The following is a 21,531-nucleotide window of genomic DNA, read 5'->3' as shown; positions in this document are numbered from 1 at the left end:
CGTCAATGTTCGCTTTTCATGAACGGTGGGATGCCGCATCCTGGAAACATCAGTGATGATGGGTGCACTCTGGAAGGGACCGGGCAGAACGTGCTGATGAACGGGGAGCGAGTGATCGACGACACGCAGGAGCGCGCCCGCAAGGCGACCGCGCTCGCGCAGCGCTGGGTGAACGAATCGGCCGGTGCGGCCGTCGACCCGGCCGCCAAGAAACTGGCGGGCGTCCTCCAGGATGAGAACGGACTGCCGTTCACGATCGGGTTCGTGGACGGCGTGATGCGTCCCGAATCGCTGTCGGCCGCGGCATCCAATCTCCGTCGCGTCGCGCCGCTCGTGCCGAAGTTCCTGCCGCTGTATCTTCGTGGCGCGGTCCGCCTCGGCGGCGCGGTCGCCCCGCTCCTCCCGTACCCGGTCGTGCCGATCGCGCGTCGCGTGCTGCGCGGCATGGTCGGCCACCTCATCGTCGACGCGCGCCCCGAGAAGCTGGGCCCGGCGATCGAGAAGATCCGCGGCACCGGCCACCGGCTCAACCTCAACCTGCTCGGCGAGGCCGTGCTCGGCGAGACCGAGGCGCGGCGTCGGCTCGACGGCATCCACGATCTGATCCGCCGCGACGACGTCGACTACGTCTCGGTGAAGGTCTCGGCCGTGGTCAGCCACCTGTCGATGTGGGCGTACGACCAGGTCGTCGACGAGGTCGTCGAGCGCCTGCAGCCGCTGTATCTGACGGCCGCGCTGAACGGCACGTTCATCAACCTCGACATGGAGGAGTACCGCGACCTCGACCTGACGATCGAGGTGTTCACGCGCATCCTCTCCGATCCACGACTGCGCGACCTCGAGGCGGGCATCGTGCTGCAGGCGTACCTGCCCGATGCGCTGCCCGCGCTCGACCGGCTCACCGCCTGGGCGCAGCAGCGGGTCGCCGACGGCGGCGCCGGCATCAAGGTGCGCCTGGTCAAGGGCGCGAACCTCGCCATGGAGCACGTCGACGCAGTGATGCACGGCTGGGAGCAGGCGCCGTACCGCACCAAGCTCGACTCCGACGCGAACTACCTGCGCATCCTCGACGCCGCGCTCACCCCGGAGCGCAGCGCCGCCGTGCGGCTCGGCGTCGCGGGCCACAACCTCTTCGACATCGCCTACGCCTGGCTGCTGGCGGGCGAGCGCGGGGTGCGCGACCGCATCGAGTTCGAGATGCTGCTGGGCATGGCGCAGGGCCAGGTCGAGGCCGTCTCGCGCGAGGTCGGCGCCGTGCTGCTGTACGTGCCGGTCGTCAACCCGCGCGAGTTCGACGTCGCCATCAGCTACCTGGTGCGGCGGCTGGAGGAGAACGCCTCGACCGAGAACTTCCTCTCGGCGGCGTTCGAGCTGCACTCCGACGGGACGCTGTTCGAGCGCGAGCGCGGGCGGTTCCTCGCCTCGGTCGAGCGCGCGGCCGACCCGACGCTGCACACCGGACCGTTCCGCACGCAGGACCGTCGCGCCGAGGTGCCCGAGCTGTCGTCGAGCCGACGTGCGCGCCGTGCGGGGTCGGGCGACGAGGCGCTCACCGAGGCCGTCATGGACATCGCCCGCACCGCAGGGCAGGAGACCGTTCCGCTCGAGCCCGAGGCCGAGGAGAAGACCTTCGGCGGGCAGAGCTACGTCGAGACCGCGGTCTTCGCGCGCCGGGAGAACGGCACGCGCGCCAGTGGCGCCCCCGGCTTCCGCAACACCCCCGACTCCGATCCGGCACTGCCGGCGAACCGCGCGTGGTCGCGCGAGATCATCGGCCGGGTCGCGGCATCCACCGTCGGCGACGCGACGATCGACGCGGCGCGGGTGGCGGATCCCGAGGTCCTCGACGGCATCGTCGAGAAGGTGAAGGATGCCGCGGCCGCCTGGGGCGCCCGGCCCGCGGCCGAGCGCGCCGAAGTGCTGCAGGAGGCCGCCCGGGTGCTCGAGTCGCGTCGCGGCGAGCTGATCGAGGTCGCCGCCTCCGAGACGGGCAAGGTTCTGAGCGAGGGCGACATCGAGGTCAGCGAGGCCGTCGACTTCGCCAACTTCTACGGTGCGTGCGCACGCGAGCTCGACGGCGTGGCCGGCGCGGTGTTCGTGCCGTCGAAGGTCACCGTGGTCACCCCGCCGTGGAACTTCCCCATCGCGATCCCCACCGGGGGAGTGCTCGCGGCGCTCGCCGCCGGCTCGGGCGTCGTGTTCAAGCCCGCGCCGCAGGCCCGCCGCTGCGCGGCCGTCATCAGCGAGGCGCTGTGGGAGGCGGGCGTGCCCCGTGAGCTGCTCGCGCTCGTCGACATCGACGAGGGCGGCCTGGGTAAGCAGCTCATCACGCACGCCGACGTCGACCGGGTGATCCTCACCGGCTCGTGGGACACCGCGGCGCTCTTCCGCTCGTGGCGCACCGACCTGCCGCTGCTGGCCGAGACCAGCGGCAAGAACGCGATGATCGTCATGCCGTCGGCCGACCTCGACCTCGCGGCATCCGACCTCGTCAAGAGCGCCTTCGGGCACGCGGGGCAGAAGTGCTCTGCGGCGTCGCTGGCGATCCTCGTCGGCCCGGTCGCGAAGTCCGAGCGGTTCCGCCGCCAGGTCATCGACTCGGTGACCTCGCTGCGGGTGGGCCCGCCGACCGACCCGATGGCCGAGGTCGGCCCGGTCATCGAGAAGCCGCAGGGCAAGCTCGAGTGGGCGCTGACCACCCTCGAAGAGGGCGAGAGCTGGGTCGTCGAACCCAAGCCCCTCGACTTCGGACCCGAGACCGCCGGACGATTCTGGACCCCGGGCGTGCGCGAGGGCGTGCAGCCGGGCTCGCGGTTCCACCGCGAGGAGTTCTTCGGCCCGGTGATGGGCATCATCCACGCGGCGACCCTCGCCGAGGCGATCGAGATCCAGAACGGGGTCGCCTACGGGCTGACCGCGGGGCTGTACACGCAGAACCCCGACGACCTCGCGGAGTGGCTCGAGGGCGTCGAGGCGGGCAATCTCTATGTCAACCGCGGGATCACCGGCGCGATCGTGCAGCGCCAGCCGTTCGGCGGGTGGAAGCGCTCGTCGGTGGGTGCCGGAACGAAGGCCGGAGGCCCGAACTACCTCATCGGCCTGGGCGCGTGGCGCGCCTCGGAGGGGACCGGCGGGTCGTCGACGCTGCACCTGCGCGGACTCGACTCGCGCATCACCCGGATCATCGAGGCCGCGCAGCCCTCGATGGACTACCCCGCCTTCGAGTGGCTGCGGCGCGCCGCGCTGTCGGACGCCATCGCCTGGGACCGCGAGTTCGGCCAGGTCAAGGACGTCTCGCATCTCGGTGTGGAGCGCAACCTTTTCCGCTACCGCTCGCTGCCCGTGGCGGTGCGCGCGACCTCCGACGCGGACCTGCAGGAGATCCTGCGTGTGGTCATCGCCGGGGTCCGTGCGGCGGCGCCGTTCACGCTGTCGCTGGCGACCGGACTGCCGGCGGAGGTGCGGCGTGCGCTGTCGGAGCTGGACGTGCCGGTCTTCGTCGAGAAGGACGTGCAGTTCCTCGACCGCGTCCGCGGCGGCGCCGAAGAGGACGCGGCGGATGCGGCATCCAGCCCCGCCGCCGGTGCCGTCGCACCGCGTGCGTCGCGCGTGCGTCTCGTGGGACCTGCTGACTCGGTCGCCGAGGTGCACCGGGGCATCGCCGAAGCGGTGAAGGGCGACCCCGACCTCGCCGTGTACGACAATGCGGTGACCACGGCCGGACGCCTCGAGCTGCTGCCGTTCCTGCACGAGCAGGCCATCGCGATCACGGCGCACCGCTTCGGCAACCCGGACGACTGGAGCGCCGAGGTCATCTGACCAGATCCCCTCGCCTCGGGCAAGGGGATCTGCCGGGGCGAGTGCCGAATCCTGCGAAGGGGCCCTCGCCTCGGCCATTCCCCTCGCCCCGGGCGAGGGCCGGGAGAGCGGATGCCGCGTCGTGCCTCGCGCGCGGCGGCGCGTTCTGGGAACGTGGGTGCAGGAGGCCCCCATGCACGCAGAGCAGTCCCTGACCATCGGTCGCGCCACCCGGGTGCTCGAGGAGCGCCTGCGCCCCGCGATCCACTCGCGGCCGCACGCGCTGGAGCTGGCCGCGCACGTCGTCGGCGGTGAGCCGATTCCGGTGGCCGAGGGCCTGGACGGTCCGTTCGCGCCGATGCCGGTGGGCGCTCCCTGGGGTCGCGCGTGGGACACCACCTGGTTTCGCGTGCGCGGTGAGGTCCCGGCATCCTTCACCGGCTGCCGGGTCGAAGCCGTGGTCGACCTCGGCTTCGACGAAAACATGCCGGGCTTCCAATGCGAGGGGCTGGCGTATCGCGCCGACGGGACGCCGATCCGCTCGATCCACCCGCGGGCGCAGTGGGTGCCGATCGATGCGGCGCCGGGTGAAGAGTTCGAGTTCTACATCGAGGGCGCCGCGAACCCGGTGCTGCTCGAGCGCCACCCGTTCCTGCCCACCGAGCGGGGGGAGTGGGCGACCGCGGGCGACGAGCTGCTGTACCGCATCCGCCGCCTCGACGTGTGCGTGTTCGAGGCGGAGGTGTTCGAACTCGTGCACGACGTCGAGGTGCTGCTGCAGCTGGCCCAGCAGCTTCCCGACGACTCGACGCGTCGCGCGCGCATCCTGCGGGCGCTCGACCGGGCGCTCGACCGCATCGACCTGCAGGATGTCCCCGCCACCGCGACGGCCGGCCGCGCCGAGCTGGTCGACGCGCTCGCCGCACCCGCCGACGCGAGCGCGCAGCGCATCGCCGCCGTGGGTCACGCGCACATCGACTCCGCGTGGCTGTGGCCGCTGCGCGAGACGGTGCGAAAGGTCGCGCGCACGGCGAGCTCGATGACCACGCTGCTCGACGAGCATCCCGATTTCGTCTACGCGATGTCGAGCGCGCAGCAGTACGCCTGGCTGCGCGATGAGCGCCCCGAGGTCTTCGCACGCGTGAAGCAGGCCGTCGCCGAGGGGCGGTTCGTGCCCGTGGGCGGCATGTGGGTGGAGTGCGATGCGGTGCTGCCGGGCGGTGAGGCGCTCATCCGGCAGATCGCGTACGGGCAGCGGTTCTTCCGCGAGGAGTTCGGCCTCGAATGCCGCGGCGCATGGCTGCCCGACAGCTTCGGCTACTCCGGAGCGCTGCCGCAGATCCTCACCGGTGCGGGCTTCGAGTGGTTCCTCACGCAGAAGATGTCGTGGAACCAGCAGAACACCTTCCCGCACCACACCTTCAGCTGGGAGGGCGTCGACGGATCGCGCATCTTCACGCACTTCCCGCCGATGGACACCTACGGCGCCGAACTGTCGGGGGAGGAGGTCGCCCGGGCGACGCGGCAGTTCCGCGAGAAGGCCGAGGCGTCGTCGTCGCTGGCGCCGACCGGCTGGGGCGACGGCGGCGGCGGCACGACCCGCGAGATGATCGCGCGCGCCGCGCGCCTGGCGAACCTCGAGGGCAGCGCGAGGGTGCAGTGGGAGACGCCCGACGACTTCTTCGCCCGCGCCAAGAGCGAACTGCCCGACCCGCCCGTCTGGCGCGGCGAGCTGTACCTCGAGCTGCACCGGGCCACATACACGACGCAGCACGCCATGAAGCAGGGCAACCGCACCTGCGAGCGGCTGCTGCGCGAGGTCGAGCTGTGGGCGGCGACCGCCGCGGTGCGCGCCGGGTACGCATACCCCTATGACGCGCTCGACGAGGCCTGGCGCGAGGTTCTGCTGCTGCAGTTCCACGACATCCTGCCCGGCTCGTCCATCGCCTGGGTGCACCGCGAGGCGCGCGAGCGCTATGCGCGTCTGGAGGTCACGCTGCAGGGTGTGATCGACGACGCGCTGGGTGCGCTGGGGGTGCAGACGCCATCGGTCGTCGAGCGAGCGAAGCGAGACGAAACGCCGGCACCCCTCCTCGTCAACTCCGCCTCGGTTGCCCAGCGCGGCGTGCCGGCCGGGGCGGTCGGCTCAGGCGTGCCGGTCGCGGCGGTCGCGGCATCCCGTGTCGACGGAGACTTCGTGCTCGACAGCGATGCGGTGCGCGTGAGGGTGGATGCCGCGGGGCACCTCGTCTCGGCGGTCGACAAGCGCACCGGCCGCGAGGCCGTGCCCGCGGGGATGGCCGGCAACCTGCTGCAGCTGCACCAGGACTTTCCGAACAAGTGGGACGCGTGGGACGTCGACGCGCACTACCGCGGCATGGGCGCAGACCTCGCCGGCGCCGAGGTCGCGCTGGACGGCGACGCGATCGTCGTGCGCACGGCGTTCGGCGCCTCGACGATCGAGCAGCGGCTGACGCTGTCGGACGACGGCGGCACCCTCGTCATTGACAATATCGTCGACTGGCACGAGACCGAGAAGTTCCTGAAGCTCGCCTTCCCCGTCGACGTCTTCTGCGATCAGGTGGTCGCCGAGACGCAGTTCGGCCACCACCGCCGGCCGATCCACGAGAACACGTCGTGGGACACGGCGCGGTTCGAGCAGCACGCCCAGCGCTGGTTCCTGCTCGAAGAGCCGGGGTACGGCGTCGCGTTCCTCAACGACTCGAGCCACGGCTTCGACGCGACCCGCGTCGAGCACGACGGCCGCATCGTCGCCGTCGCGCGCTTCTCCCTGCTGCGCGCGCCGCGGTACCCCGATCCGCGCACCGATCAGGGCATGCAGCGGATGCGCGTCGGCGTGCGCGTGGCCTCGGATGTGCGGGCTGCCACGGCTTCGGCATCCCGCTTCGCCTCACCCGCGCGGGTCGTGGCGGGCGCCGCCGTCGACGCGCTCGTGGCGTCGTCGAACCCCGACGTGGTCGTGTCGGCCGTCAAGCTGGCAGATGACCGTTCGGGCGACCTGGTCGTGCGCGTGTACGAGGCGCGCGGCGGGCGGGCCGAGGCGGTGCTGACGGTGCCCGCGGGCGACGTCGTGCGGGCCGACCTGCTCGAGCGTCCGGGGGCTTCGGTGGCGGGCTCCGGTGCGATCGAGCTGTCGCTGCGCCCGTTCGAGATCGCGACGCTGCGGGTGCGGGTGGGGTGAGGCGGCTGGGCGTGATGCACATGCATGCACATGCATGCACATGCCGGCGTATGATGGCGTCATGGCCACCATGGAACGACGCGTGCAGGTGCTGTTCGACGAGGAGCGCTACGAGCGGCTCGTCGCGGAGGCCAAGGAAGAGCGGATGAGCGTCGGCGCGCTCATCCGTGAGGCGGTCGACGAGCGCCTCGATCGTCGGCGCGCGGATGCGCAGGCTGCGCTGGAGCGCTTATGGACGCGTGCGGACGCGCATCCTGTGGAAATGGATGACTGGGATGCAGTCAAAGAAGACCTCGTCGATCGCCCGGTCCTGCGGGACATCCCATGAGCCCCAGGGGAGAAGACGCCGTCCTCGTGGACGCCGCGGTGGTACTGCATGCGCTGGGTGCTCCCGGGCCACGCCGTACGGCGAGCCGCAGGTATCTCATGGGGCTGGTCCGTGGCCGCGGGCGAGCGTATGCCAGCACAGAGATGATCCAAGAAGTCGTTCATCATCGCCTCCGGTTGGGTGGAGATCGTCAGGCAGCGGTGGCCGATGCGCGCGATGTCATGGCGAGCATGACGATCTTGAACTTCGACCGCGAGGTGCTCAATCTCTCGCTCGAGCTCATCGAGCGCACGGCGATCCGCGGGCGCGATGCCGTGCATGCCGCCACGGCTCTCGCGTATGGCATCGAGAAGATCGCCTCTCCGGATCCGGCCTTCGACGGCATCCCGGGGCTGGTGCGCATCGACCCGCTGGGCGAGTGAGAGTGGATGCTGCGAGCCCGGCCGCGGGCATCCCGCTCACGATCCGCGTGCTCGAAGAGGCTGACGTCGGGGTGATCGAGAGCTTAGAACCCGCGGGAAAGGGGTTTGTCCGGGCGATGTGGGCGCGACAACGGGCGGGGCAGTCGGGGCTGCTGGTCGCCTGGCGCGGTGCGGAACCCATCGGGTCGGGCGAGATCGCGTGGGACGGAGCTGTGCCCGAGCTGCGCAACCTCGCGGTGCGTGCGCCGCACCGCGGCTCGGGCGCCGGAAGCGCGCTGATCGCCGCCGCCGAACGCGCCGTGGGCGTCGGCGGCTCACTGGAGATCGGCGTCGGCACCGACAACCCGCGCGCGGCCGCGCTCTATGAGCGGCTCGGCTACCGCCCGACTGGTGCGCGGGTCACGACCATTTACTTCTACATCGACGAGGCCGGTGTTCGGCAGCAGGCCACGGAGATCTCGCAGATGCTCGTGAAGCGCGTGTGAGCCGCGCGTCTTTTACCCATACTGTTCGGGTGCCGTAACTCGACCGTCCTTGTCTCGCTTTCGACGTCGAGCGACTTGGAGGGACCGTGTCGGTCCATGGATGGGGCATTCAGCGCGCCGCTCGACGACAGTGATGAGCGACCCGCACTCGGTGCACTCGCGCCGACCGTAGAGGAGCCTCCACATGGCGACGATGACGATAATGCCGCCGACGGTTAAGCCGCCACAGGCGAGGACGCCGCCGACGATCGCAACGATGAGCGGAACGGTTGTGCTCACGATCAGACGTCGAAGACCTTCATGACTTCATCGCCGTAGTCGTTGATGACCTTGACGGCGATCCTGCCGGTGTCCGGACGCTCGAACGGCATCGACGTCGTGCGGTAGAGCGCAGCCCACACGTCCGGGTCGATGTCGGCCTTCAGCGCCGTCTTGAGGCTCTTGTATGGGTCGTTTTCACCGGTGAAGTATGCATGCCGCACGAAGAACGACTCGCCGTCGTATCGAGTGTCGATCATCCAGAGGGCGATCTGCGTCGGGGCACTGGAGCGCACCTCACCGGTGTTCGGATTGAAGACGTCGACGCCGCGCAACTCGACTTCGAGCGTGTCGTCGGGCAGTTCCCGAACGTCAATATCGGGCTCGCCGAATACCGTGAACAGGTTGCCCGCGCCGGTCTTCTTGAGCGCGTCGATCATGAGGAGGTCGACGTTCATCCGAACGACCTCAACGCGGATGCCGCCGAGCACGCGCTCGCCCTCGACGTTCGGGTCGAACGCGAAGCCCAGCACGTACAGCGCCTCAACCGAAGGGTCGAGAGTCTTAGCCTCTTTCAGCGCCTCTTTGACGAAGCCGGCGCTCACGGTGCCGTACTGCGGGCCGATCGACACGGCGACACGGGTTGTCGGGACGTCGACGGGTGCCTCTTCCGCATCGTCGTCGCCGGCCGGAAGGCGCTCGCCGAGGGCCTGGATGAAGCGGCCCGCGTGGGGCTCGAGACTTGCGAAGGTGAACCGGCCCGACTTGGCGCCGTTCTGGATGCCGGACTTTGCGAGGTTCTCGAGGATCGATTGCTCGAACGTGGGGGAGTCGGCGTCTTCGGCCGCTGCGCGCTCGCCGAGCGACTCGTCGATCGTTGGCCGGGCGGGGTCGACGTCATCGAACGTGAGCGAGCGATGAGGGCTGAGGCTTTCTACCGTGAACGGTCCACTCACCCGCACGATCTTGTTGTCGGGTTTCGGCTTGTCGTAGAGAAGCTCATAGTCGGCGTGCTTCTTGATTGCTGCGTCGATCTGCTCGCGCGTCATACCCTCATGGATGTCGGGATTGTTCGCGATCGATTTCAGCGTGATGTGCTGCACGCGCTCATAGACGAAGCCCTTGCCGATGTCGCCCTTCGTGTCGGCCGGGGGTAGTCCCTCGAGCCGGCGCCCCGCGTCGGAGTCGGCGAGGACGTAGTAGGGGAACTTCGCACCCATCAGGCGCTGGCGGGCCAGTGCCAGTGCAACGCGCGATGTGTCCATCGTGGTCCAACGTCTGCCCCACTGCTCGGCGACGTAGGCAGTCGTACCGGAGCCGCACGTAGGGTCGATGACGAGGTCGCCGGGATCGGTGCACATGAGCATGCAACGCTCGATGACCTTCGTGTCGGTCTGGACTACGTAGATTGGCTTGCCCGCGAAGCCCCGCTCTCCCAATCCGAGCCACACGTTCGACAATGCGACATATGGGAAGTCGTCGAGGTACCGCTTATATTCCAGAGTGGCACCCAATCGCACGAGTCTGTCTGCAATGCGTAGGTTCTCGATTCCCGTTGCGGTGGTCTTCCAATGAGATCCGGGTGCTGGCCGGTGGATCCGACCGGAAAACTGGACCGGGAACGCTCCCTCGCTTGTAGTGCCGGAACTCGACAGAGGAGTCCCGTCGAGGATTCGGCCTCCTTCGACGAATCCCGCCTTCTTCTCTGCGGCGGACATCGGCCGAATCGCTCCGTCTGTGAGCTCCACGGACGTGTATCCGCTGGTGCCTTGGCTGCCGTATATCTTGGCGTCGTATAGCTGCCGGTACTTGATTTCCGACTTCTGCCTGGCGAACCAAAGAACGCAATCGTAAACGCCATCGAGGAGATCGCTACTGAATCCGCCGGTCTTTGTGAACGAGATTTGGCTCACGAAGTTCTCCGCCCCGAACACCTCGTCCAGCAGCCCGCGCACAAGGTGCACGTTCTCGTCCCCGATCTGCACGAATACCGATCCGGACTCGGTGAGCAGCTCGCGCGCGACGACGAGGCGATCCCGCAGGTATGACAGATAGGTGTGGATGCCGTCGGCCCAGGTGTCACGGAAGGCCTTGATCTGCTCGGCCTCGCGCGCAGCATCCGTGACCTTGCCGTCTTTGACGTCGCGCTTCGACGTGCGCACCTGCCAGTTCGAACCGAACTTGATGCCGTAGGGCGGGTCGATGTAGATCATCTGCACACGTCCGCGCAGCGATTCGCGCTCGGAGAGAGACGCCATCACCTGCAGTGAGTCGCCGAGGATCATGCGGTTCGACCACTTGGCATCGTGGTGGTAGTAGTCGACCGCGTCGAGACCGTCGAGACCGTCGAACTCGTCGTAGAAGAGCGCCTCAGGTTCAGGCTCGCCCGCCTTGGCTGTCTCGCGCAGGTTCTCGACGAGAACACGCGGATCGATCTTCTCCTGGATGTAGATCGGCGGAGCGTCGACGACGAGGTTCTGCCTGTCGTGCTGGTCTTTGCCATGCCACACGACCTGCGGATCGAGGTCTTCGTTGCGCGCAGCCCGCTCGGCCGAGAACCCGGCGTAGCGCACGTAGTCGATCGGCTCACGTTGCTCCGCTGACTCGTCGAAGAAGTCCTCCGATCCCTCCGCCGTCGGAATGTTCCTGCGTGTGGACTCGACGTGGCGAATCGAGTCGATCGGCTTTGGACCCGACGGTTTCGCCGCGCGTGCCATGAGTTGTCGCCTCTCTGAATGGGACCGGTGGAACGTCGTCGCTACTTCGCGATCGACAGAAGGTGGGGATCGCCGATGACCGGCTCGTCGGCATAGAGGTTTGCGACGGCATCCCGAATCGCGATTTCGACGCCGACCATGGTCTTCAGTTCGACGTAGCCCCATCGTCCGAAACCGCCGTGGTTGTTCACGGCCGTGCACCAGCTGTTGCGCGCGGTATCGGCTTTCTCGATCGCCGGACCGGGGCTCTTCAGCCCACCCGACACTTCGATGATCAGCGTGCGTTCGACGTCGTCGGGTCTGCGGACGAGCCGCACAACGAAGTCGGGCACGTAGGAGTGCGAGCGCCCCCGGTGCACGTAAGGGATCGTGAAGCCGAGGTGATCGTTCTTCACGTACGCGGCGACATCGCCGTCGAGTTCGAGGGATGCCGCGACCAGCTGTTCCCATGTGTTGCCGTCGCGGCCGTCCAAGACCACATGACTGATCTCGCTTTTGGCAGTCTCATAGACCGCCTTGCGGGTGAGGAAGTGGACGTTCGAGGTGTCGCCCTCAGGGTCGAATCGTCGCAGCATCGGCTGCAAGCGTTGCGGCCGCGTCTCGAGGTCATCCACGCTCCCAAATCGCGTGATGCCATCCCAGATCGCCTCGGCAGCCTCATGCTGGCGTTCCTCCGATCGCAGCAGCGCGGAGATGCCGAGTCCGTCGTCGTAGTCGACGCACTCGGTGAGATAGGTAGAGGCGATCTGACGCAGGCGGGGGAAGGTCCACGGGCGGATCTCCTCATCGCCGCTCATGAAGCGGCGCTTGTAGAGGTATTCGGCCACACGATATGCGGCGCGCTGTTCGCGGGGATCCTGGATGTCGTCGCGGACCGTTTCCGTCGCGCCGACGAAGCCCTCGACGAGGACCTCGTTCGGCACGGTGCTCCGGGCGATCAGGAGGCGGCGGGCGTCTGAGGCGTCGAAATACAGCTGGGGATCGGGAACTTCGAGCCGGTACCCATCGAGCTTAGGAAAGCGGATACGGTACTGCTCTCTGCCTTCGACAGTTCCCACCTCGAGGGCAGGTCGCGCCGGCGGCTTCTCCGTCGGTATGACGTCGCTCGGAATGAAGGCGAAGGGGATCCCGTAGACGTTGGAGTACTCCGGCTCGAAGTATCCGTCATCGTTGAGCGCGTAGCTACGGCGGCGCAGTCCACGACCCACGACCTGTTCGCACAAGAGTTGCGACCCGAAGGCGCGGATGCCGAGGATGTGCGTGACGGTGTTTGCATCCCACCCCTCTGTGAGCATCGCGACGCTGACCACGCACCGCACCTGCTCGCCGAGCTTGCCTTTTTTACCGACGGTGTTGAGGACCTCTCGGAGGATCTCAGCATCGGTGACCTGGTCGACGTCAGCGCCCGGATGAGCGTGGCGATACTCGTTCTTGTACTGCGCGAGCTCTTCGGCGGCCGCGTTCTTGAAGTCGGCGCTGAGTGCGTTGCCGGCCTCGAGCTGTACCGAATCGACGAGAATGGTCTGAGGGCGGGCGCGCCGCTCTCCGTGCTCGGCGTTGCTGAAGAGTTCAAGCTCTCCCGCCGAGTGGATTGTCTGCTCGCCCTCGGTGATCTCTCGGCCTGCGATCCACTCGTACACGAGTCGTGAGACGAGGGTGTTGGAGCAGACGACGATCATCACCGGAGGTGGCTCGCCGAGCGCGCGGAGCTCGTCGTTCCAGGCATCGAACGATCTGCGGTAGCTCTTGTAGAGGCTGCGCAGGGCGCCGGACAGTTCGTCGGGCGGGACCCACGCGTCGGGCACGGCGCCCTGACGTTTGGGAAGCTTGTCGCCGATCTTCGACCACAGGTCGAGGTAAGTCGGCTGGTCTTCTGTGGAGTCGTCGACCACCGGGACACGAGGTACCTTCACGATGCCCGCTTCTATCGCGTCCATCAGCGAGTAGTCGCTGACAACCCAGGGGAACAGGTACCCCTCGTTGTATCCGGATCCCGCGAGGTAGTACGGCGTGGCGGACATATCGACGACGCGTGCGATGCGGTGGTGCTTGGCCACGGCCTGGAGGCCCTTGAACCAGACGCGGGCATCAGTGTTCGCCTCCCGCTGCTCTTTGGTCAGCTTGATGCCGGCGGTCTGCTGTGGCTTGTCCTGATAGCAGTGGTGCGCCTCATCGTTGAAGACGACGATCGGCTCGGACTTGGGCATCCGGCCGAAGTCGCGCAGCACACGGCTGACGGTCTCGCTCTCGCTCTCGTTGTAGAAGCCGGAGTCGTCGCTCTCGCTGAGGATGTTCTTCGTCAGTGCGTTCACGCCGTCGAACTCGCGGCGCACCCGGGGGAGGAACGCGTGGTAGTTCACGATGACGAGCTGCGCCGAGTTGAGCTGTTCCCGTAGGTCGGACGGTACGACTTCGCGCTCGTCGTAGTAGTTGCCGGGCATCGTCGGCTTGAGCACCTGCAGACGATCGCGAATCGTGATGCCCGGTGCGACGAGCAGGAACTTCTGCGCCCAGCGATTGCGGGCGTTACCCGAAGCGAACTGGCGGTTCAGCGTCTGCCAGGCGATGAGCATCGCCATGACCACCGTCTTGCCCGCGCCCGTCGCCATCTTCAGGGCGAAGCGGGGGAGGCCCGCGTTGTACTCCTCGTTCGTCTGCTCGAGGGCGCGACGCCAGTCGTGATAGTTGCCGCGCCCTGCGACCTCTGTCAAGAAGATCGCCGTCTCAGCAGCATCCCGCTGTCCGAAAAGGATGCGGTCCTCGCGGGTGTCGTCCGCCCAGTGGAGCAAGAGTTTGCGCGTGATGTGGGTGACATGGTCGTATCCACGAGCTCTCCACAGCTCGACGTCGTCCCGGATCTGATTGATGAGTGAGTTGACCTCGCGGCGCTCGCCGGTGGCGTCGAAGAGGTCGAGCTCCTGCTGTGCATCAGCCTGGTGAGCTCTGCGTGCGCGGGGGATCGGAATGAAGGACTCGCTGGGGCGCCGGCCCTCCTTGATCTCGCCTGTCGGTCCGGATGCGCTGACGACGAAGTGCCGTGTCGGTGCGTCGTAAGGGCGGTTGAGGATCGGAATTGCGAGCGCGTCGACGGAGGGTGGCGAGGCCACAACACACCTCCGATCGACCCAGGGTATAGAACGCATTAAAGCTACCTCATATATGCGACATGGTTGCGTGAGCCATGCAGGAACGCTGGAGGCATGAATGAGGCACGGTCCGCGGCAGCAGACAAGATCGCTGCGCGTGTCCGCGACCTCCGCTACGGGACGAAGCTCAGTCGGAAGAAGCTCGCTGAGCGTGCCGACATGGACGTGTCGCATCTGGCTCGGATCGAATCAGGGCAGGGGAACCCGACTGTCGAGACGCTGATCCAGCTCGCGACCGCTCTCGATGTCACGGTCGAGCACTTTGTGGAGGGTCTGACGGCGGCGGATCTTCCGTCGAATGTCAAGCCGTACTCCGAGGCGGACTTCCGTCGTGCTCTGAGAGGCGAGGCGCAGGCGTCGCAGAAGTGAGCGGGCAGGTCGCATTCAGAATGTCCACGCGAACGCGCGGCCGCGCTCGTCGCATCAGTACAGCCCGAAGATGACGGCATCCAGCGCGAGCATGGCGACGTCGAGACCGAGAGCCTTACCCGGTCCGAAGTGCGGCCCTCGCCCCGGGCGAGGGGATCTGCCCGAGCGAGGGCCGATTCCGCGAAAAGCGCCCTCGCCTCATCCACTCCCCTCGCCTCGGGCGAGGTGGGGCGGGTGCCCGCGGACACCCCGAAGAGAAAAAAATTATCTATCTGTACACGGGCGCGCGGGTGGGTCACCATGGTTGTGGAACGAGGTGGCCGCAGGGTCTGGGGGCACTGTCGGGGGGCACCACCCGTTCCGACGAACTGGGGTCAGCGGCTCCGGTCCGCGGGCAGGGGGTCCGCGGCCGGGGCCGCTCCCTCGTTCGTCGTCACGTCGGCGGCGTGGTCGCCATCGTCGCGGTCGGTGACGTCGACACGCTCGGTGAACGCATCGACGAGCCCGCGTGCGGCGACGCCGAACAGCGTCCACTCGACGGGGCCCTCGCCGTCCGCGACCTCGATGACCGGGTGCTCGAGCCCTTCGGCCGCGCGCACGGCGAAGCCTTCGCCCAGCGCCGCCATCGCCTCGGCGAGATCGCGCACCGTGAACGGCTCGCGCATGCGATACCCGAAGCGCAGCATGAGCTCGGAGTAGAAGCGGGAGAAGGCGGCGATCGACTCCTCATGCCGGGCCGCCGCCGCCGCCCGCAGCTCGGGCCAGGAGCCCGCCGCCGTCCGCAGAGCGAGGGCGGTGATGAACACGTGCGAATCCGGCGACTCGGGGCTGCGGTGGAACTGCGCCGCATACTCGACGTGGTCGCGGGTCGCTGCGCGGATGACGTCGTCGACCGTGCCGCCGTGCTCGACGGAGTCGGCGATCGCGGCGGTCGCGCTCGCCGTCGGGGCCGAGACGCGCAGGCCCATCATCTCCACGGCCAGGTCGCGGTGGAACTCGTCCTGATCGGACCAGATCCGGTAGGCCGCTCCCGAGGTGAGGCCGACGGTGCGCAGCACCTCCTGAAGGCGCACGTGCAGCACGCCCGCCGACGCGCCGCGTTCGAGCAGCAGCTTCAACGCGGCGTCGAGGATGAGTCGTCGCGTCTCTTCGGCGGTGCGGCGGGCCATACGACAAGATTGGCACGATCGCGCAGAGGATACGGACCGTGCGTCGCGGCAGGCGACCCGCTGGGAACGACCTGAGACGAGTTCACACGCAGTGGTGCGAGAATGAAATCGGCGTGCCCGTGTCGCCTCTTCCCCAGCATCGGCTGGGTCGAAGTGCCGCCGGGCCCCAGGACAGCGTCCGCCGCCCGCACTCAGTGAGGAGCGATATGTCCCTGCAGAACACCGCCGTACCCGAGACCGACACGGCCGCGGCATCCACCCGTATCCAACAGCACCGCCGCTATCTGATGTGCAAGCCCGAGCACTTCACGGTGAGCTACGAGATCAACCCGTGGATGCACAAGGCCGTCCCGACCGACACCGCCAGGGCGGTGCGGCAGTGGCAGACCCTGTACGACACCTACCTGTCGCTGGGCCACGAGGTCGAGCTCATCGACCCGGTGCCCGGGCTGCCCGACATGGTCTACACCGCGAACGGCGGCTTCATCGTCGACGGCACGGCGCTGGGCGTGCGATTCAGCGTCGACGAGCGGCGCGGCGAAGAGCGCCCGTTCATGGACTGGTTCGCGGCGCACGGCTTCGAGGTCGTCGAGCCCGTCGCCGTGCAGGAGGGCGAGGGCGACATCCTGCTCGCCGGTGACGTGATCCTCGCCGGCTTCGGCTTCCGCTCGTCGATCGACAGCCACCGCGAGATCGCCGAGGTGTTCGGGCGGGAGGTCGTCTCGCTGCACCTGGTGAACCCCGAGTTCTACCACCTCGACACCGCGATCAGCATCCTCGATCCGGTCGTCGGACCGGATGGGGTGGATGCCGCCAACATCGCGTATCTGCCGAACGCCTTCGACGATGCCAGCCGCGGCATCCTCGAAGAGCGCTTCCCCGACGCGATCCGCGTCGCCGATGCCGACGGCGCCGTGTTCGGGCTGAACTCGGCCAGCGACGGCCGCAACGTCTTCATCTCGCCGCGCGCGACCGGGTACGACGCCCAGTTGCGCGAGCACGGCTACAACCCGGTGCACATCGACCTGTCGGAGCTGCTGCGCGGCGGCGGCGGGATCAAGTGCTGCACCCTCGAACTGCGAGGAGGAACCCGATGACCTCTGCACCCACCCTCGACACCAAGGCGGTGCGGATCATCCGCACCGAGGACGACCATCTCGCCCACAACTACGAGCCGCTTCCGGTGGTCGTGGCCACGGGCGAGGGAGCCTGGGTCACCGACGTCGAGGGCAAGCGCTACCTCGACATGCTGTCGGCCTACTCGGCGCTGAACTTCGGCCACCGGCATCCCGCCCTCGTCGATGCGGCCACCGAGCAGCTCGGCCGGCTCACGCTCACCAGCCGGGCGTTCCACAACGACCGGCTGGGCGCGTTCGCCACGGCGCTCGCGAAGCTCTGTGACAAAGACCTCGTGCTGCCGATGAACACCGGCGCCGAGGCCGTGGAGACCGGCATCAAGGTCGCGCGCGCCTGGGCGTACCGCGTGAAGGGTCTGCCCGACGGGGCTGCCGAGATCGTGGTGGCGAACGGCAACTTCCACGGGCGCACGACGACGATCGTCGGCTTCAGCGACGACCCGACCGCGCGCGACGGCTTCGGGCCGTTCACCCCGGGGTTCGTCTCGGTGCCGTTCGGCGACGCCGCGGCGATCGAGGCCGCGATCACACCGAACACCGCCGCGGTGCTCATCGAGCCGATCCAGGGCGAGGCCGGTGTCATCATCCCGCCCGAGGGGTATCTGAAGGCCGTGCGCGAGATCTGCACGAAGCACGGTGTGCTGTTCATCGCCGACGAGATCCAGGCCGGGCTCGGCCGGGTCGGCACGACGTTCGCGTGCGACCGTGAGGGCGTCGTGCCCGACATGTACCTGCTCGGCAAGGCACTCGGCGGCGGCATCGTCGCGGTCTCGGCGGTCGCCGCCGACCGCGAGGTGCTCGGCGTGATCCAGCCCGGCGAGCACGGTTCGACCTTCGGCGGAAACCCGATGGCCGCGGCCGTCGGGCTGCGCGTGGTCGAGATGCTCGAGTCGGGGGAGTTCCAGCAGCGGGCCGCCGCACTCGGTGAGCACCTGAAGGCCAAGCTGGACGAGCTGGTCGGACACGGCGTGACCGAGGTGCGCGTGGCGGGCCTGTGGGCCGGCGTCGACATCGACCCGGCGATCGGCACCGGACGCGAGGTCGCCGAGCGGCTGCTCACTCGCGGGGTTCTCGTCAAGGACACCCACGGCCAGACGATCCGCATCGCCCCGCCGCTCGTGATCCGCGCGACCGAGCTCGATTGGGCGATCGAGCAGCTCAAGGTCGTGCTCGAGGGCTGACCTGCGCGCGGGCGCGCGCTCGCCGCGGGCGGCCGGGCGCTCTGTTCCTGAACGCTCCTGGGGATAAGGACACGTCCTCATCCCCAGGAGCGTTCGCCGTCGTCCGTATGCGGGAACGGATGGCGGCGAGGGATGCCGCGGCTCACGCCACGTGCACCGTGATCCGCGGCCATCCCGTCGCGCCGTCGGGCACGGGTGACGCCTCTCGTGCCGTCTGCAGCTGACCTGCGCGGTTCGTCGCGCGGCACCGGATCGCGTGCTCGCCCGACGCGGCGTGCCACGGCAGACGCCACTGCACCCAGGTGTCGGCCGAGATGGCCGGCGCCAGCTCGGCCTCCTGCCACGCGCCGTCGTCGACGGACACCTCGACCTTCGACACGCCGATGTGCTGCTGCCACGCGACGCCCGCGATCATGCGGTCCCCCGAGGGCACGGTCTGACCGACCCGGGGCACATCGATGCGCGACTCGAGCTTGATCGGTCCTCGCGGTGCCCAGCCCTGTTCGGTCCAGTACGCGGTCGCACGGTCGAAGCGTGTGACGTCGAGGTCGACCACCCATTTCGTGGCGGACACGTATCCGTAGAGACCCGGAACGACCATGCGCACGGGGAAGCCATGCTCGGGCGGCAGTGGTGCGCCGTTCATGGCGACGGCGAGGATCGCGTCACGGCTGTCGGTGAGAATCTCGAGCGGTGTCGATGCCGTGAACCCGTCGGCGGAACGAGACAGGACCATGTCGGCATCCGAATGCGGCGACGCCCGCGCGAGCAGCTCCCTGATCGGGTAGCCGAGCCACCGCGCGTTGCCGATGAGACCGCCGCCGACCGGATTCGACACGCAGGCGAGGGTCGTGTAGCTCTCTTGGAGCGGAAGCGCGAGCAGTTCGTTCCAGCCGAGGACCACTTCGTGATCGACGAGGCCGTGGACCCGCAACGACCAATGAGCCGGATCGACCTGCGGGACGATGAGGGCCGTGTCGACGCGATAGAAGGTCGCACTTGGTGTGACCAGGGGCGCGAGGCCCGGGACGTCCAGATCGGCGCCCGCGGGTATGGGTGGGGCGGTTCGCGCCGGAGCGGGCAGGCGCAGCGCGCGGCGCGCGGCGATGGCTGCCCGGGAGCCCGTCTGCAGCAGCGCACCGGTCGCCGCCACGGCGACGCCCACCAGCGCGGTCGCGCCCGCCCACGCGAAGAACCGTCGACGGGTCACCGCATCGGGAGTGCCGCTCGTGGCGGTGACAGGGGCCCGGCCGCGGCGTGCCAGCGGCCCGATCGTCAGTGCCGCCACCGCACCGGCGATCATGGACGGCATCCATGCGAGCCCTTCGGCGTCGGCACGCGAGACCGCCGCAGCGACGCCGATGAGGCCCAGCGCCGCGCACGAGAGCGCGCCGGTGCGGGGGAATCGGGCCTCGGCGATGCCAAGCCCGGCCGCGATCGCGAGCAGGACGACACCGATCCCGATGACCAGGGTGAGCTTGTCAGCGGTGCCGAACACCGCGATCGCGGTCTCCTTCGCCCAGGCGGGGGAGAGGTCGATCGCCGCATCGCCGATCGCGCCGATCGGACTGGATCCGGGTGCCACCCAGGCCGCGGCCAGCTCGCCGACGCCCGCGCCGAGAGCGACCGACGCGACGCCCGCGGCAGCCGTGCGCAGCTTCGCTCGCCCGTCCACGCCCTGAGCCTACGTCCGCGCCGAGGGCGTGGCACACCTCAATTGCCGGGCTGCCCACGGGCGGCGCTCAGCGTCGTGAGCCGGCGTCGGACGTGCGGCGCCGGCGCCGGCGCACGGCGACGATCGGCACCGGCTGCGTGATGACCGCATCGACGACCATCGAGCCGTCGGTCGGGCCGATGACCGCGATCGGCGTCGTCTCGGTCGCGAGGTCCGGAGCGATGGGCATCTTCGCGAGGCGGCGGTGCTCGCGGATGTACGACGGGATGAGCACGGCCGCGGCCCCCAGCCACGCGAGCGGGTTGCTGAGCACGACGCCGACGTAGCCCATGAAGGCTCCGAGCACGATGGCCGCGCCCACGCGCATCACGAGCTCGATGACGCCGGTCATCGTCGGCACGAAGGTGTGCCCGATGCCCTGCAGGGCGCCGCGCAGCACGAAGAGCACTCCCAGTGCGCAATAGCTCACGCCGTTCACGATCAGCATCATGTGGGCGAGGTGCACGACCTCGTCGGATCCCGAGCCGATGAAGATGCGCACCATCTGCGTGCCGAAGGCGATCAGCAGCGCGCCGAGCGCGAGCGAGGCGAGGATCGCCATCCCGGTGGCCTGCACGACACCGCGGCGGATGCGGTCGGGGCGGCGCCCGCCCAGGTTCTGCGCGGCGTACATCGACACGGCCAGGCCCAGCGACTGCAGGAACGCGACGGCGAGGCTGTCGACGCGCGACGCGGTCGTGTAGGCGGCGACGGCGTCGGCGCCCAGGCGGTTCAGCGCGACCTGCACGGTCAGGGTGCCGATCGCGATGATCGAGGCCTGGAAGCCCATCGGCAGGCCGAGGCGCAGGTGCTCCATCAGGTCGGCCCGGCTCACGCGCCAGTCCTCGCGGCGCACGTGCAGCACCGGCACCCGGCGGCGCACGTACTCCAGGCACAGCAGCACCGAGACGGCCTGCGAGGTGACGGTGGCCAGGGCGGCGCCCGCGACACCGAACTCGAGCACGCCGACGAACACCAGCACCAGCACGACGTTCAGGCCGCACGCGATGGTCAGGAACACGAGCGGCGTGCGCGAGTCGCCGATGGCCCGGATGATCGCCGCGAAGAAGTTGAAGAACATCGTCGCGCCCGCGCCCAGGAAGCTCACCTGCGTGAACACCGTGGCGTCGTCGAGCAGCACGCTGGGCGTCTGCAGCATGATGAGCACCGGCCGCGCGATCAACGGCGCGACGATGGTGAGGATCACGGTCGTGATGCCGGTGAGGATGGCACCGGATGCCACGGAGCGGCGCACGCCCGCATAGTCCCGGGCCCCGAACGCCTGTGCCGTCGGGATCGCGAAACCGCTGGTCATGCCCCACGCGAAGCCCAGCAGCAGGAAGAGCAGACTTCCGGTCGCGCCGACGGCGGCCAGCGCGTCCACCCCGAGGTGGCGGCCGACGACGATCGTGTCGACGAACTGGTACAGCTGCTGCACGACGTTGCCGATCAGCAGGGGGACGGCGAACAGCAGGATGACGCGCCACGGACGGCCCGTGGTGAGAGTGGTGGCCATGAGAGCTCTCGGCGGAGGAGAAGGCGGAACGGGAAAGGTGAAGGCGACCGCGTGCAGGCCGCGGTCGCCGAAGAACCACTAGTCTATCGA

13 protein-coding genes are annotated in these 21,531 nt (G+C 68.7%); 8 read left to right on the top strand and 5 right to left on the bottom strand.

The annotated features are described in order from the left end of the window. Positions 1 to 96: 96 nt before the first annotated feature. From ABMQ42_RS09715 to ABMQ42_RS09695, 5 genes are all read left to right on the top strand, one after another. Entirely contained in the window at positions 97 to 3,819 is a 3,723-nt protein-coding gene (locus ABMQ42_RS09715; RefSeq protein WP_349722784.1) for a proline dehydrogenase family protein, read from the top strand. 172 nt (positions 3,820 to 3,991) lie between these two features. Then, on the top strand, positions 3,992 to 7,000 hold the full coding sequence (locus ABMQ42_RS09710) for an alpha-mannosidase (RefSeq protein WP_349722783.1): 3,009 nt from the start codon (positions 3,992 to 3,994) through the stop codon (positions 6,998 to 7,000). A 61-nt stretch (positions 7,001 to 7,061) separates the two neighbouring features. Continuing rightward, entirely contained in the window at positions 7,062 to 7,328 is a 267-nt protein-coding gene (locus ABMQ42_RS09705; RefSeq protein WP_349722782.1) for a hypothetical protein, read from the top strand. Beyond that, the gene (locus tag ABMQ42_RS09700) at positions 7,325 to 7,750 is read left to right on the top strand and encodes a type II toxin-antitoxin system VapC family toxin (RefSeq protein WP_349722781.1); all 426 of its coding nucleotides are present in this window, start codon (positions 7,325 to 7,327) and stop codon (positions 7,748 to 7,750) included. Before ABMQ42_RS09705 ends, ABMQ42_RS09700 begins: the two co-directional genes overlap by 4 nt. 2 nt (positions 7,751 to 7,752) lie before the next feature. After that, positions 7,753 to 8,235: a GNAT family N-acetyltransferase gene (locus ABMQ42_RS09695; protein WP_349722780.1), complete on the top strand. Its 483-nt coding sequence runs from the start codon at positions 7,753 to 7,755 to the stop codon at positions 8,233 to 8,235. Between the two features lie 281 nt (positions 8,236 to 8,516). Here ABMQ42_RS09695 and ABMQ42_RS09690 read toward each other — a convergent pair whose 3' ends face one another. Both ABMQ42_RS09690 and ABMQ42_RS09685 read right to left on the bottom strand, forming a co-directional pair. Next, entirely contained in the window at positions 8,517 to 11,210 is a 2,694-nt protein-coding gene (locus ABMQ42_RS09690; RefSeq protein WP_349723164.1) for a site-specific DNA-methyltransferase, read from the bottom strand. Between the two features lie 41 nt (positions 11,211 to 11,251). Further along, positions 11,252 to 14,353: a BPTD_3080 family restriction endonuclease gene (locus tag ABMQ42_RS09685; protein ID WP_502884664.1), complete on the bottom strand. Its 3,102-nt coding sequence runs from the start codon at positions 14,351 to 14,353 to the stop codon at positions 11,252 to 11,254. Positions 14,354 to 14,410: 57 nt separating this feature from the next. On the opposite strand from ABMQ42_RS09685, the gene ABMQ42_RS09680 reads away from it, so the two are divergent. Further along, on the top strand, positions 14,411 to 14,725 hold the full coding sequence (locus ABMQ42_RS09680; protein WP_349722778.1) for a helix-turn-helix domain-containing protein: 315 nt from the start codon (positions 14,411 to 14,413) through the stop codon (positions 14,723 to 14,725). A gap of 374 nt (positions 14,726 to 15,099) precedes the next feature. Here ABMQ42_RS09680 and ABMQ42_RS09675 read toward each other — a convergent pair whose 3' ends face one another. Beyond that, positions 15,100 to 15,894 (bottom strand): hypothetical protein, encoded by a 795-nt coding sequence (locus ABMQ42_RS09675; protein WP_349722777.1) that lies wholly within the window; start codon positions 15,892 to 15,894, stop codon positions 15,100 to 15,102. A 206-nt stretch (positions 15,895 to 16,100) separates the two neighbouring features. Here ABMQ42_RS09675 and ddaH point away from each other — a divergent pair, with 206 nt between their 5' ends. Continuing rightward, entirely contained in the window at positions 16,101 to 16,991 is an 891-nt protein-coding gene (gene ddaH / locus ABMQ42_RS09670; RefSeq protein WP_349722776.1) for a dimethylargininase, read from the top strand. After that, on the top strand, positions 16,988 to 18,211 hold the full coding sequence (gene rocD / locus ABMQ42_RS09665) for an ornithine--oxo-acid transaminase (protein ID WP_349722775.1): 1,224 nt from the start codon (positions 16,988 to 16,990) through the stop codon (positions 18,209 to 18,211). Before ddaH ends, rocD begins: the two co-directional genes overlap by 4 nt. A gap of 142 nt (positions 18,212 to 18,353) precedes the next feature. Here rocD and ABMQ42_RS09660 read toward each other — a convergent pair whose 3' ends face one another. Further along, on the bottom strand, positions 18,354 to 19,886 hold the full coding sequence (locus tag ABMQ42_RS09660; protein WP_349722774.1) for a molybdopterin-dependent oxidoreductase: 1,533 nt from the start codon (positions 19,884 to 19,886) through the stop codon (positions 18,354 to 18,356). Between the two features lie 67 nt (positions 19,887 to 19,953). Beyond that, a complete protein-coding gene (locus ABMQ42_RS09655) occupies positions 19,954 to 21,441 on the bottom strand; it encodes an MATE family efflux transporter (protein ID WP_349722773.1) in 1,488 nt (495 codons plus the stop codon). Between the last annotated feature and the right edge of the window lie 90 nt (positions 21,442 to 21,531).

The organism is Microbacterium sp. KR10-403, assembly GCF_040196215.1.
Lineage (GTDB): Bacteria > Actinomycetota > Actinomycetes > Actinomycetales > Microbacteriaceae > Microbacterium.
This window is presented reverse-complemented; position numbering and strand designations above follow the sequence as displayed.

What these genes read in the sequence shown, in the direction of transcription:
- ABMQ42_RS09715 (WP_349722784.1), top strand. Translation starts at nt 97, where the DNA reads ATGAACGGGGAGCGAGTGATCGACGACACGCAGGAGCGCGCCCGCAAG.
- ABMQ42_RS09710 (WP_349722783.1), top strand. Translation starts at nt 3,992, where the DNA reads ATGCACGCAGAGCAGTCCCTGACCATCGGTCGCGCCACCCGGGTGCTC.
- ABMQ42_RS09705 (WP_349722782.1), top strand. Translation starts at nt 7,062, where the DNA reads ATGGCCACCATGGAACGACGCGTGCAGGTGCTGTTCGACGAGGAGCGC.
- ABMQ42_RS09700 (WP_349722781.1), top strand. Translation starts at nt 7,325, where the DNA reads ATGAGCCCCAGGGGAGAAGACGCCGTCCTCGTGGACGCCGCGGTGGTA.
- ABMQ42_RS09690 (WP_349723164.1), bottom strand. Translation starts at nt 11,210, where the DNA reads ATGGCACGCGCGGCGAAACCGTCGGGTCCAAAGCCGATCGACTCGATT.
- ABMQ42_RS09685 (WP_502884664.1), bottom strand. Translation starts at nt 14,353, where the DNA reads ATGCGTTCTATACCCTGGGTCGATCGGAGGTGTGTTGTGGCCTCGCCA.
- ABMQ42_RS09680 (WP_349722778.1), top strand. Translation starts at nt 14,411, where the DNA reads ATGAATGAGGCACGGTCCGCGGCAGCAGACAAGATCGCTGCGCGTGTC.
- ABMQ42_RS09675 (WP_349722777.1), bottom strand. Translation starts at nt 15,894, where the DNA reads ATGGCCCGCCGCACCGCCGAAGAGACGCGACGACTCATCCTCGACGCC.
- ddaH (WP_349722776.1), top strand. Translation starts at nt 16,101, where the DNA reads ATGTCCCTGCAGAACACCGCCGTACCCGAGACCGACACGGCCGCGGCA.
- rocD (WP_349722775.1), top strand. Translation starts at nt 16,988, where the DNA reads ATGACCTCTGCACCCACCCTCGACACCAAGGCGGTGCGGATCATCCGC.
- ABMQ42_RS09655 (WP_349722773.1), bottom strand. Translation starts at nt 21,441, where the DNA reads ATGGCCACCACTCTCACCACGGGCCGTCCGTGGCGCGTCATCCTGCTG.